Source organism: Bacillus paranthracis (assembly GCF_024296885.1).
Classification (GTDB): Bacteria; Bacillota; Bacilli; order Bacillales; family Bacillaceae_G; genus Bacillus_A; species Bacillus_A paranthracis.
On sequence record NZ_CP101135.1, the window covers coordinates 4,495,637 to 4,508,971 of the forward strand.

At 35.7% G+C, this 13,335-nt stretch carries 16 protein-coding genes; 7 read left to right on the forward strand and 9 right to left on the reverse strand.

All coding sequences use genetic code 11. The features are described 5' to 3' along the window. Position 1: 1 nt before the first annotated feature. The 7 genes from NLJ82_RS23255 to NLJ82_RS23285 form a co-directional block, all read right to left on the reverse strand. A complete protein-coding gene (locus NLJ82_RS23255) occupies positions 2-499 on the reverse strand; it encodes a cation:proton antiporter regulatory subunit (RefSeq protein ID WP_001026041.1) in 498 nt (165 codons plus the stop codon). A 33-nt stretch (positions 500-532) separates the two neighbouring features. After that, the gene (locus tag NLJ82_RS23260; protein ID WP_000454216.1) at positions 533-1,099 is read right to left on the reverse strand and encodes a tyrosine-type recombinase/integrase; all 567 of its coding nucleotides are present in this window, start codon (positions 1,097-1,099) and stop codon (positions 533-535) included. A 331-nt stretch (positions 1,100-1,430) separates the two neighbouring features. Continuing rightward, positions 1,431-3,275 (reverse strand): FtsX-like permease family protein, encoded by a 1,845-nt coding sequence (locus tag NLJ82_RS23265; RefSeq protein ID WP_000897809.1) that lies wholly within the window; start codon positions 3,273-3,275, stop codon positions 1,431-1,433. 16 nt (positions 3,276-3,291) lie between these two features. Beyond that, on the reverse strand, positions 3,292-4,053 hold the full coding sequence (locus NLJ82_RS23270; RefSeq protein ID WP_000165846.1) for an ABC transporter ATP-binding protein: 762 nt from the start codon (positions 4,051-4,053) through the stop codon (positions 3,292-3,294). Positions 4,054-4,350: 297 nt separating this feature from the next. Continuing rightward, positions 4,351-5,373 (reverse strand): DUF418 domain-containing protein, encoded by a 1,023-nt coding sequence (locus NLJ82_RS23275; protein WP_000527872.1) that lies wholly within the window; start codon positions 5,371-5,373, stop codon positions 4,351-4,353. A gap of 136 nt (positions 5,374-5,509) precedes the next feature. Next, complete coding sequence (locus NLJ82_RS23280; RefSeq protein ID WP_001129340.1) at positions 5,510-5,659, reverse strand: hypothetical protein; 150 nt, start codon at positions 5,657-5,659, stop codon at positions 5,510-5,512. Positions 5,660-5,674: 15 nt separating this feature from the next. Then, positions 5,675-5,938, reverse strand: coding sequence for a YtzC family protein (locus NLJ82_RS23285; protein ID WP_000840873.1), 264 nt, complete (start codon positions 5,936-5,938; stop codon positions 5,675-5,677). 111 nt (positions 5,939-6,049) lie between these two features. Here NLJ82_RS23285 and mnmL point away from each other — a divergent pair, with 111 nt between their 5' ends. The 7 genes from mnmL (at position 6,050) to NLJ82_RS23320 (ending at position 11,938) form a co-directional block, all read left to right on the forward strand. Further along, positions 6,050-7,009: a tRNA modification radical SAM protein MnmL/YtqA gene (mnmL, locus tag NLJ82_RS23290; RefSeq protein ID WP_000868013.1), complete on the forward strand. Its 960-nt coding sequence runs from the start codon at positions 6,050-6,052 to the stop codon at positions 7,007-7,009. Further along, positions 7,006-7,578 (forward strand): tRNA 5-(aminomethyl)-2-thiouridylate-methyltransferase MnmM, encoded by a 573-nt coding sequence (gene mnmM, locus NLJ82_RS23295; protein WP_000764489.1) that lies wholly within the window; start codon positions 7,006-7,008, stop codon positions 7,576-7,578. Before mnmL ends, mnmM begins: the two co-directional genes overlap by 4 nt. A 192-nt stretch (positions 7,579-7,770) precedes the next feature. Continuing rightward, on the forward strand, positions 7,771-8,604 hold the full coding sequence (locus NLJ82_RS23300) for an ABC transporter ATP-binding protein (RefSeq protein WP_000959710.1): 834 nt from the start codon (positions 7,771-7,773) through the stop codon (positions 8,602-8,604). An 18-nt stretch (positions 8,605-8,622) separates the two neighbouring features. Continuing rightward, positions 8,623-9,303 (forward strand): hypothetical protein, encoded by a 681-nt coding sequence (locus NLJ82_RS23305; protein WP_000457778.1) that lies wholly within the window; start codon positions 8,623-8,625, stop codon positions 9,301-9,303. 24 nt (positions 9,304-9,327) lie between these two features. Next, positions 9,328-10,002 (forward strand): aspartate/glutamate racemase family protein, encoded by a 675-nt coding sequence (locus tag NLJ82_RS23310; protein WP_000579300.1) that lies wholly within the window; start codon positions 9,328-9,330, stop codon positions 10,000-10,002. Positions 10,003-10,016: 14 nt separating this feature from the next. Next, complete coding sequence (locus NLJ82_RS23315) at positions 10,017-10,523, forward strand: hypothetical protein (RefSeq protein WP_012644663.1); 507 nt, start codon at positions 10,017-10,019, stop codon at positions 10,521-10,523. Positions 10,524-10,636: 113 nt separating this feature from the next. Continuing rightward, positions 10,637-11,938 carry a PepSY-associated TM helix domain-containing protein gene (locus NLJ82_RS23320; RefSeq protein WP_000867799.1) on the forward strand — a complete coding sequence of 434 codons (1,302 nt, stop codon included), beginning with the start codon at positions 10,637-10,639 and terminating at the stop codon, positions 11,936-11,938. 35 nt (positions 11,939-11,973) lie between these two features. Here the strand turns inward: NLJ82_RS23320 and NLJ82_RS23325 are convergent, their stop codons facing one another. Both NLJ82_RS23325 and tbcS read right to left on the reverse strand, forming a co-directional pair. After that, entirely contained in the window at positions 11,974-12,207 is a 234-nt protein-coding gene (locus NLJ82_RS23325) for a hypothetical protein (RefSeq protein ID WP_140418901.1), read from the reverse strand. 40 nt (positions 12,208-12,247) lie between these two features. After that, positions 12,248-13,312, reverse strand: a complete 1,065-nt coding sequence (gene tbcS, locus NLJ82_RS23330) for a tetraprenyl-beta-curcumene synthase (RefSeq protein ID WP_001102457.1) — start codon at positions 13,310-13,312, stop codon at positions 12,248-12,250. Between the last annotated feature and the right edge of the window lie 23 nt (positions 13,313-13,335).

Sequence of the window (13,335 nt, forward strand, 5' to 3'; positions counted from 1 at the left end):
ATTATGAATCACCTCCTGCTGAAAGCAATTCATTAATAATTCTTTTCACTTCATGTCTCGCGCCCGATAACACAAGCATATCGCCAGCTTCAATAATAGAGTCTGGACCTGGATTAAAGAATTTCTTCATATTCTTTTTCAAAATAGCAATAATCGTTACGTTATATGTTTTTCTGACATGTAAGCTACCAATTGTTTTTTGTACGACTGGTGCGTTATTTTCCACCTTAAACCATTCAATTGATAGTCCTTCAAAAGCCATCTCAATTGTGTCTAAAGCTTGCGGTCTATATACCATTCCGCCTAATATAGCCGCAATTTGTCTCGCTTCAGAATCACGAAGAGAAATACTTGAAATACTTTCATCATGATCTGCATCAAAATGATACATTTCTCTTCGGCCATCATCGTGAATAACAATAACCAGCTTTTCATTACCTTTTGTAATTACTTCAAACTTACATCCAATGCCCGGTAATTCACTCTCTCGAATATTCATATTCCCGCCTCCTAAAGTTTTTAGTTACGGCTTTTACAAATCAACATCAATCTCGGTTTTAAATTCTTCATCTTTTGAGATTCCTAAATACTTGAGCGTCTCTGATGGCGTTGCGTGATGAAAATGCTTTTGCAATAGCGCAATTGCTATTCCCCTTTTATACGCGTGAAATCCAAATGTTTTTCTCATTGAGTTCGTTCCAATCTTTCCAACAATCCCAACCGCTTCAGCAGCATTATGAATTACACGATACGCTTGTTGACGCGTAATTGAATTTTTCGTTTTATTCGATTGAAATACGTAGTTTTCTCTTTTCACATCAATAGATTGTACATACTCTAAAAGTGCTTCTTTTACTTTTGTATTTAAATAAATATCTTGTTTAAACTTTTCATCTTTCACAGGAAGAGAATAAAACTCTTTAACAGTTCCATCTTCATGTAATACCTCTTCAAATTTCATACTAAGTAGCTCAGTAATCTTTAATCCTGTGTTAATTCCAATAACAAATAAAAGATAATCTCGCTGTGAGTGCTCTTTTAAATACTTTTTCATAGCCTCAATTTGGCTTATATCTTTTAATGCCTCTACAACTTCCATACATGTATTCTCCTCATCTTATGAACGGTAATTTTCTCATCATGTTGTCCATTTTACCTTATCACGCTATGAGATTTCCATGTATTATCCATTATTTTTACAATATACTTTCAGGTTTGGAAATTTATAATTGTGCAAATACAGTAGGGGTAGGAATAATAGGGGATACAAGTTCAGCCTCTTTCTACAGATCGGATTCCTCCTTTCATTTTACAGCTGCTTCTACTTTTATATTATGTTACTTATTTACATTATATTATATATTTAAGTAACATTGAAGTGTTTTTTCTGAAAATAATAAAAACCGAGCGTTTTTGCTCGGTTTTTATTATTAATCTTCTTTCGGAAGAACAATTCCTTTATACAATTGAACTGTAATGAAGTAATAAATCGCATAAATAACTACGAAAATTACGATTGGTACCCAAATACGGAAGTACGGATCAAGTAAAATAAATCCGAAAATATTCATACCAACTAATACGTGAGCAATACCTACAATTGCTGGGAATAGGAAGACTAAGAATAACTCTTTATAAATTGATTTTGTTAATAATTCACGGCGCACACCGATTTTACGAAGCATTTGATAACGCGTAATATCTTTTGATGCACCAGAAAGAATTTTGAACATTAAACAACTTGCCATCATTGCTAAGAACGCAATTCCAAGGAAGAATCCCATAAATACTGTTCCACTCGCAAGACCGTAGAACATGTCATATATTTGATATTTACTACTCATTTGTTCAGCTTTTACATTTTTATATTTAACTAGCTGCAACTCGTCAAGTTTTTTCCATTCTTTTGTGTATGCTACAAAATCATCTGTTTTTCCAATAAATACGATTCCTTCTTTACCGTTTACAGTATCGTACATTTTTTGATCTACAATTTTAACGGCATGATCTTTGTATATATAGTATGGTTGAATTGTTCTAAATGCCTCTTCCCATTCTTCAGGCATTGCTTTTTCATTTTGCTCTTGCACTGCTCCTGCTACTGTACCTACTGGAGCTTCTCCTGAAACTTCTTTATATTTACCGAAACTTTCCTTCCCTACACCATCTCGAATGAATGGTTTATGTTTCTCTAAATCTTCTTTTACATAATAAATATATTTGTCGTCTACTTTATAACGATACTCAGTTTTATTTTTAAATGATATACCATCTAAAATTTTCTTCTCTTCAGCTGTAGGATTATGAATAATCGAATCATAAATTTCAAATCCATCAACCGTTTTTATAACGTTATTTTTAAATGCCATACCACCTGAAATTGCACCGGCTCCAAGAGCAACTAACATTGCTACTGTTGCAAGTACCTTTGTTAAACTGTTAATACGGAAGTTTAATTGCGCAAATGTAAAAGCGTTAAGTCCTTTTTCACTACGCTTTTTATTGCTTTTTAACTTTTTAATAATAACCGGAAGAAGTGATCCAAATAGCATGTAAGTACCAGCTGTTGTTGTAATTAATGCAATAAGGATTCCCATTTCTCTTAGTTTTTCCATGTAAATCATCGATGCATAGCCAATGCCTAATAAAATAACCGCTAGGAATGCAACTACACCTGTCATTTTTCCTTTTACCGCAACACGTTCTGTTTGTGCATCTGCATGTACAAGTTGCAGTACAGAAATACGTGATAACTTAATACTATTCATAATTGCTGATAATACAAATAGTGCAAAGAAGAAAATACAAGTAACAGTCATAGATGGTAGGTAAAATGCTTTATACCCTTCACCTGCAAATTCTAATTGTTTCATTAATAACTGTCCGATACCTTCTGCAAGTCCTACACCAACTGTAATACCGATCGCAAGAGACGCAGCGCCTAATACGATTGTTTCGATAAACATAAGTAATGTAACTTTATGCTTTTTTGCCCCTAACATCATATACATACCAAACTCTTTTTGACGAAGAGATAATAAGAAAGAGTTCGCATATAAAATATAGAAGAACGTTATTATTGCTAATAAAAATGAACCTGCTTGGAATACGAATCCGATAGACCTAATTATTGAATTAGATTCAAGAAATGTTTTATTCAGCGCTAACGTTTGAAACATATAAAAAATCGAGATAGACATAACAAGACCAACAAGTAAGACGATGTAATCTTTCAGCTTACTTTTCAATCCTGACATGGAAAGTTTAAATAACATACTGGAACCTCCTTTCTTACGCTTTTTGTGTGCCTAAGTCTGCTAGCACATCTAAAATCTCTTTATAAAACTCTTCACGTGTACCGCCTCGGTGAATTTCTTTATATAGCTCACCATCTTGAATGAATAAAATACGCTGACAGTAACTTGCACTGTAAGGATCATGTGTAACCATCATAATAGATACGCCTTGATCTTTATTTAAGTTTGTCATCGCATCAAGTAAACTCGTTGCATTTTTAGAATCAAGCGCTCCTGTTGGCTCGTCCCCTAAAATAATTGCAGGTTCATGCACTAATGCACGCGCCGCTGCTGAACGTTGCTTTTGTCCACCAGATACTTCAGATGGATACTTTTGAAGAATTGCTGAAATGCCTAACATATCTGCTACTTTTTCTACTTTTGGCCCAATATTTCGCGACGAGACACCTTGAAGAGAAAGTGGAAGTGCAATGTTTTCGTAAATAGATAAATTCTCTAATAAGTTAAAGTCTTGGAAGATGAATCCTAACTTTTGTGAACGGAAATCTGAAAGCTCACCTTGCTTCATTTTTGTAATATCCGTTCCCGCAATTTCAACAACACCGCCCGTTGCTTTATCTAGCGTTGAAATTACATTTAATAATGTCGTTTTACCAGAACCAGATGGTCCCATAATGCCAACAAACTCACCCTCTTGAATTGAGAATGATACACCTTTTAATGCATGTGATTGGTTCTCACCTTTTTTACCGTACACTTTTTGAACGTTTTTCACGTCTACAACTGGTTTCGTCATATATATCCTCCTACGCTTGTTTTTCCATTACCTATTTTGCGCCTTTTGGAGATGAACTGCTATTTGTTAACATTACAATTACCTTACACTTTTGTAATATAACAAAGGTGTACTTGTAAGCTTCGCTATTAATACTAGTGACATAGTGAATCGGTAACTGAAATTATATCGGCGATTTTTCAAATATATCGACGATTCTCCTACTTTTATCAGCGATTTTCAAAATATATCGACTTATCGACAAAAGCCGACAATATAAATAGGCTGTTCCACAAAAGGAACAGCCCACTTCTCTCTTTATTTCTTTAAAGGCGTTACCGTCCAATACGTAATAACACGCCAAATCCATTCTAATGGACCCATTTTAAAGATTTTCATCCAAATCACACTAAACACAATTTGAATTGCATAAATTGCAATACACACATATAACGTCTGCACGTACGTTAAGTTACCTGCAAAGTTACATACACTTCCTGCAATTAAAATCATTGCAGTTTGACCGATATAATTCGTTAAAGCCATACGACCATAATATTTCAGTGGCGCTAACAATGTTTGAACTGGTTTTAATTGAAGTAGTAAAATTAATGCTCCAACATAGAAAGCTGAAATAATTGGTCCCACTGTAACACCAATTTTTAAAAATTGGCTTGTAGCATCCATTGTTCCGTCCTCATTCATAAGTATCATATTTACAAATGGATCTGCAGGCACATGCCCATATTGATACCACACAGCTATGACACTTAAAGCAAACATAATACCTGTAAAAATAGCGACTTTCTTTATATTTTGTGTAAGATTTTCAAATACACGATATTGTCCTGCAGCAAGCCCTAATAAAATTAAGCCAAGTGGTAATAGTTCTTTCGCTCCCATTACACTGAAGGTAATTGTTAAAATAAGCCCTAGTACTAGGTTCACTTCTTTTTTCGCCTTATAAAACGGTAAAACAATTAACCCGCAAATTGCGTATAACGCTAGTGCTTCTCCAGGCTGAAACATTTGATGAATCAAACCGAAAATGAATAGTGCAACTAAGCGGCGGAAAAATAAAACATATCCATTTTTGCCCTTTGCAATTGCTCTAGAGATAAAGATATAGAATCCCACTCCAAATAAAAATGAGAAGATTGAGAAGAAACGACCTTCTACAAATAAGTATAAAAACCTTTGATAACTAGCATCCACTGTATTAGGATCTGGAATTTTAATGTTAAGTAGTGCAAGAATATTTACTAAAATAATCCCCAGTAATGCGAAGCCACGAATGTAATCTAACTCATCAATTCGTTTGTTTGTCATATTGTTCCCCATAAAGCAACTCCTTGTCCAAAATTTAATCCTCCCCTACTCTACTGGAAATGTAGTCTTACAACTATCGACAAACCTTACAGAAATCTTACATTATTGTCATATAGCAAAACAAAACCAGGTCATATTGCGACCTGGTTTACTCTGATTGTTTCGATTTTTGAGGTTGTCCTTTTTTACTATTACGCTGCTTCACTTGCACAATCGGATCAAGTTCATTTGAAAACTCAGCGTTATGTCCATTTTGCGTTTTTTGTTCTGGATTATTTTGATCTGAACGTTTCGCCATTACATTCACTCCTTATTAGTGCGGTGTAATAATCATTTGATGTTGCAATTGGCGAATTGCCATACGTGCTCTATTTAATTGCTCACGTTGCTCATCATTCGCATGTTGTTGCATCGTTTGTAAATCGTTATATGCTTGTTCTAATTGTAACTGCGCATCCGAATACTCCATCGTATTATAATGCTCTTGTCTCATACCAAGATTTAGTTGTTCTTTCGCATATTCCACCGCTTGTTCCGCTTGTGTAATATACGATTCAAGTGATTGACGCTCTGCCATAATTGTCCCTCCTTGCTTCAATTCCCCTTTAGTGTGTCCCTTCCATATGAACCTTATGAGTATGTTATAATGGATTTTGTTTCATTTTGACTCGGCTTAGGAGGGAAAGTAATGAAGGTTCAAAACCCTTTTCCATATACAAACGACAATAAACGTTATCATACGTGGAATTACCATTTACGAAATGAATTTGGTGAAAAAATCTTTAAAGTTTCATTAGATGCGGGCTTTGATTGTCCGAACCGTGACGGTACAGTTGCTTATGGAGGTTGTACATTTTGCAGTGCTGCTGGATCTGGTGACTTCGCTGGCGATCGCCGCGATGATGTTATAACGCAATATCATGAAATGAAAGAAAAAATGCACTCAAAGTGGAAAGATGGAAAATGTATCGCTTATTTTCAGGCTTACACAAATACACATGCACCACTTGAAGTATTAAAAGAAAAATTCGAACCGCTTCTAGCTGAAAAAGACGTTGTCGGTCTTTCTATCGCAACTCGTCCAGATTGTTTACCAGACGATGTCGTTGCATATTTAGCGGACTTAAATAAACGCACATACCTTTGTGTTGAACTCGGATTACAAACTGTTCATGAACGAACTGCAAACCTTATTAACCGCGCTCACGATTATCCTTCTTACGTTGAAGGCGTAAATAAATTACGTAAGCATGGTATTCGAGTTTGCTCTCATATTATTAACGGCCTTCCACTTGAAGATTACGATATGATGATGGAGACAGCTCGTGAAGTAGCGAAGCTTGATGTACAAGGAATTAAAATCCACTTACTTCACTTATTAAAAGGAACGCCAATGGTAAAACAATATGAAAAAGGACAACTCGAGTTCCTTTCTCTTGAGGATTACGTAAGTCTCGTTGTTGATCAACTTGAAATCATTCCAGAGGACGTAATTGTGCACCGCATCACAGGTGACGGTCCACCTGATTTAATGATTGGTCCAATGTGGAGCTTAAATAAATGGGAAGTATTAAATTCCATCGATGCAGAATTTGTACGCCGCGAAAGCTGGCAAGGAAAATATGCAAATGAGGAGAAACAAAAATGAAATTAGAACGTGTATTACCGTTTGCTCGCACTCTCTTGCAAACGGCAGTAAAAGAAGGCGATTACGCTGTAGATGCAACTTTAGGAAACGGACATGACACTTGCTTCCTAGCTGAAATCGTTGGCGATAACGGAAAAGTATTTGGATTTGATATTCAAAAAGAGGCAATTGAAAGCTCAACAACTCGTCTAAAAGAAAAAGAACTTTTCGAACGTACTGTTTTAGTTCACGATAGTCACGATACACTGCTATCCGTATTACCAGAAGATGCAAAAGGAAAAGTAACAGGCGCAATTTTCAACTTAGGTTATCTTCCAGGCGGAGACAAGCATATCGTTACAAAACCGAACTCAACAATTTCGGCAATTGAACAATTACTAGAAGTAATGGCACCTGAAGGAATCATCGTCCTTGTTATTTACCACGGACATCCAGAAGGACAAGTAGAACGGGACGCTGTTCTCAAATTTGCCGAAGAATTAGACCAAAAACAAGCACACGTACTGCGCTACGGCTTCATTAACCAACAAAATAACCCGCCATTTATTGTGGCGATTGAGAAGCGATAAATATATCGACGATTTTTCAATTATATCTATCGTAACTTAAAATATATCAACGATTTTTTCGATATATCGACGATTCGACACACTATATCGACTTATCGACAAAACATAACAAAAAAAGACGTGCACTTACTGCACGTCTTTTTGTTATTCTCCTATATAATGGATATATACACTGTATAGGAGGATAGAACTTTGCTAGTAGAACTAAAGGGAATTCAAAAGAAGTATGGCAAATCACTTATACTAGACAACATTGATTTATCCATTCCAGAAGGAGAAGCACTCGCCATTGTTGGCGGGAACGGGACTGGAAAAAGTACTCTACTCAAAATAATTGCAGGCTTTATTTCACATACGGCAGGGACAATTCAGAGGAAAGAACATATACAAATCGGTTATGTACCTGAACATTTTCCTGAAGGGATTCGTTTTACATTAGAAGATTATCTATATCATCTCGGTCGCATTCACGGTTTATCAACAAAATATGTAAAAGATAAAATTCCGCTGCTTCTTGAAAGGTTTCATTTACTTCATGCAAGGCATTCCGTTGTACGAAACTTTTCAAAAGGTATGAAACAAAAAACAGGCATTATGCAAGCATTACTTACGGACGTACATTTATTAATTTTAGACGAACCGCTTTCTGGGCTCGATCCGAACTCTCAGCAAGAATTAGAACATATTTTACTCTCATTAAAACACCAAGGCATATCTATACTCTTCACATGTCACGAAAAACAACTATTAGAAAACTTCGCCGATAGAATTGTGACGTTAACAAATCATACAATCACAGTAGATACTTTTGTACAAAAAGGGGCAGAACAAGTCTATATTGAAGCAATCGTTCACGACACATTTTCAGCGATAGAACTACAAAAACAATCCGGTTTTATACACGTTGCACACAATTCAAATCAAAACCTTATTCAATTACAAATTGAAAAAGAATATACAAACGAAATGCTTCAGTTTTTATTGCATAAAAAAGCATCTATCACACTGCTACAACCTAACTTTTAAATCGAAAGAAGGTTTATTATGTTTGCTCTTATTCGTTATCACTTTCTCGACTATACAAAATCGTATAAGTACGTCCCTTCTATTGCGATGTACTTCATGAGCTTACTTTTTGTATATGCATATAAACCGACTCCTATTGTACCGACATATTTAGAAACAGCTCTCGCGCTTTATTTATTATCTGCTTGGATTACGGTCACAATTTTTCATACGGAAGATCCTGTACAAGAACAAATTACGATTTCTCACACAAATAATATTTCCGCACTATATGTAGGGAAATATATTACAGCTCTTCTCATTTGTACTGTTTTATCTTTTATATCCGTAATCTACCCAATTATTTTGCAAATGTTTAATGAAAAAATGACAGTTTCTTTATTTTTAGTCGGATTTCTCGCTCATATGTCTTTCTCTATACTTGGAATTTCAATCGCATCTTTATTTACTAGAAATATGATTCCAAAAGCAAGCACCGCTTGGCTTAGTCTTACATTTATATTGCTTATAACGATTGCATCTATCCGGTTTAAAAAAGAGTTACTATGGTTTTTACCACCTGTCGAAAGCTTTCTCATGCTTGGACAATACAAATATAATATACTGACTCACACGCTATGGCTCACCGCTTGGGCTATCATATATTCATTTTTATTATTTACCTTATTTCTTTTTATCGTTCGCAAAAAACGTTTTTAATTACATATTGAAGGAGACGAAATAATGATCGGAATACTAGCAGGAATGGGGCCAAAATCAACTGGACCATTCGTCGATACAGTTGTAGCAGAATGCCAAACAATATACGGAGCAAAACATGATATAGACTTTCCTCATATGATGATTTATTCGTGCCCAACCCCGTTTTACATGGATCGCCCTATTGATCACGAAGCGATGAAAAAAGCGATTATTAAAGGCACACAAAAACTTGAAAGTACTGGCGTAGACTTTATCGCTATGCCGTGCAATACAGCGCATCTTTATTTTGAAGAATTACAGCAATCTCTTTCTATCCCGATTTTAAATATAGTCGATGAAACGTTACAAACAATTCCTAAAAACGTAAAAAGAGTCGCTCTTCTTGCAACAGAAGCAACTGTTCAAGCTGGGATTTACCAAGATGGGATTACAAAACGTGATATACAGTACATTCATCATGAAAAATGGCAGGAAATGATTAATCAAATCATTACTTGGATTAAATCTGGAGAGCTTGAAGAAGCTCACGAATTGTGGAATGCGCTCGTTTTACAATTGAGAGATGAAGTCGATACCGCCATTATCGCATGTACCGATTTGAATGTGGTGGCGAGTGAGGATTTTGTTGATTCCTCTCAATGTCTTGCGAAAGCGGTTGTTAGGATGTATGTAGGAAATATAAGGAGGCCCCAGTGAATATACCTTTTGAAATGGGATACACATTTGACGAAAACCTTAGAGAAAAACCTTTATCCCTTGCTGAAATGAAGCAAGGGATTGTATTTTTGAAAGAACATTTACATAAAGAATCGTTATACGGAAAAAACTGCGGATTAATCGGTGTTTATGAACGAATCGTTGGCAACCTTTCTGACAGTAAGTATTACTTACTGGAGGCCATTGAATATTACACACAAACAGACAACATCCAAGGGCTCTTTATTAACAAACTTCGCCTCGCACATACATATCATTGGGAAAGAAATTTTTCTGCTGCAAATACAATCTTTGCCGAACTTCTACAAACACTGCCAGACTTACCCGCTTATGAAGATTTTTTCTACCAACATTACGGAAAAAGTAAATTAGATGAAGGTGACTTCCACACCGCTCTTACTTGTTTTCAAAAAGCGCTTCAAATCAGGCTACAAAAAGGAAATGAAGAGCTGATTCATTCAACTAAGCTTTGCATTGCGTATTGTATGTCTCACCCATAAAAATCCTTAAAAACTTTTAACTTTCTTCACAATTCTTTCAAAGTAATCACACTTAATCTCGCTATATTAAATAAGTAGTTATTCATATAGGGAAGGTTAGGGGAACTAAGAGCATGAAAGTAAATCGTTCGCTTCATTACATTTTTTGGCGTTGGCATTTTTATGCTGGGCTTTTTATTACGCCGCTTCTTATTACGTTGTCACTGAGCGGAATTGGGTATTTATTTAGGGAAGAGGTTGAGGATTTCATCTATAAAGATTTATATTTTGGGAAGAGTGCTCAAACAGAATCTATTTCGATGGCTGATTCTATTTCCTTAACAGAGAAAAAATATCCACATTATAGTGTGGCGAAAATTAGTGAGTTTGATGGGGATTACAATACGAGACTTACGATTGCAAATGAGTATACTGGACAACAAAAGTATGTGTATTTAGATAGCAATAATCAAATTGTTGGGGATCAAAATGCAAATGAAACGTTTGCGAATATAATGCGTGAATTACATAGTTCTCTTTTAGTTGGTGGCACTGTCGTCAACTATACTGTAGAACTTGCGGCATGTTGGACAATCTTTTTAATTGTAACTGGTTTGTATATGAGTATACGCCAATTCAAAAACACACCGGCATCCAATAAGCGAGAAAAAGCAAAACGACGTCATTCTATTATCGGTATTATATTTACAATTCCTCTCGTTTTGTTAGTTGCATCTGGGTTGCCATGGTCAGGATTTATGGGTAACCAAATTTATAAAATTGCATCGTCAAATGAATCACTCGGATATCCGAAATTGTATATGGCACCGCCTGAATCAAAGGTAAAAGAATTGCCGTGGGCAACTAGAAAAGAAGCACCTCCTGAATCGAATTCGAATGAGCCAAAAGCAATTTCTGTCGATGAATTGCGAAACGGAATTAAAATAAAGAAACCATATGTTATTTCACTACCAGCTGATCCAAAAGGTGTGTTCACTGTTTCGAAATCGAGCGGTTCTGGTATTACAGGTATGCACGTCGCACCAAATGAAGAAATAACAGCTTACTTTGATCAATATAGCGGAGAACTTATTTCCAAAACGGACTATCGTGATTATGGATTACTTGCACAATGGTTCACTTACGGTATCCCGCTTCATGAAGGTCATTTATTCGGATGGCCCAATAAAATATTATGCTTACTAACGACATTATCTTTATTACTTCTCATTTATTACGGAATAAAAATGTGGTTAGCAAGAAAGCCGAAAGGGAAATTAGCAGCACCGCCAAAGCAAAGAGATAAGAAAAGCATAATCGTTTTCTTTATCATGATGGTTATACTAGGCGCTGTCATGCCTTTATTCGGACTATCTGTTTTAGCTATTTTTGTGATTGAACTTCTTATATATGTATTTTCAAAAATACGATCATAATAAAAAGCATTTGTACTACCGTGTACAAATGCTTTTTATTTACTATTTTCTTTTTTTCTACCACTTATTAAAAAGACAATATCTACTATAATAATCAATACAATAATAACTTGAGCTACATAATCCATCGTTGTAGGACCACCGGCTTTATTCATCATTATATACATTCCAGTTACAAATGAAATGGAAAGTAGCACGAGTAATGTAACCTCAATATGGTCATATAGCTTTTGAAACAATCTCTTCATTTCTGCCACCACCTTTACCATATTATAACAAAAAACCACTCTACATGAGTGGTTTTCTTCATCACTGCGCCGTTTTCTTTCGGTACATCTTCCCGTTCCAATAGAAGAATCGTGAAGTGAGACCACCGTATTTTACAATGCGCCGTGCCATTTTGTGCATATTCTTTTGTGCTGATACTTTTTGGTCTGATAAATAAATACCAAGTAATCCTCGGCTTATGAGACGATGAAACTTCGCATGAGGCAAATCACCAATGCTCTTCTCTGCTTCTTCTACAAAATGTTTCATACGATCTAATATCACTTGCTCGTTTTCATAATAACTACAGAAATTCAAATCCCCGCCGATGCGGTCTTCTTCTTGATCAATAAAATAATCAAGTAAGATATGAAGTCCTTGTACGTAAGGAAAATATCCTTGTCTAATTTTCGCAATATCTTCATCATGTAATTCATCATGAAAGGCATATGCGACAAGACAGAAGATTCCAAGTGTAGAACCGGCACATGCTGAAAATTCAAACCAACTCATCTCCGGTAAGTTTTCTTTATGCGCTTCAAACCATGTTTGTAATCGTGGTTCTCTTTCTTCTAATTTCACATGTTTATGAATTTGCAAATCACAATAATAACAAGCAAGTTCATGAAGAATAGGAGCAATTTTGTCATAGTGCTTCGTTTTCTTTAAAACATCTTGGCATGTTTCAACAAGTTCGTCTAAATAACCACCATCATCTTGATCATCACGATAGCGATAATAATTACCGCCACCTTCTACTTCAGGTGATAATGCCATTAACATGGACTCATGCAGTGCGGCAAAATCATTCGGATCAAGTGATGTACTGCGATCACATAAATTATCTAAATAGTCGCTAATAGTTTGATACGCTACGATAAAACGAATACATTCCTCACGGTGTTCATTTGCTAATAATGCTAAAATGCCACCGCCTTCGCAATGAAACGTTTTATGCTCAATACTTGCGATTGCCTGACTATGAAGCTCATCATTCGGAATATGGTAGGCACGCTCTTTCCACATCGCTAGCTCATGGTGTACAACCGGAAACACATCACGGTATACTTTCGCCATGAGCGTTATGGGATTACTCGGTACGTTCACTTCTTCCTTCATCTCCTCTATTC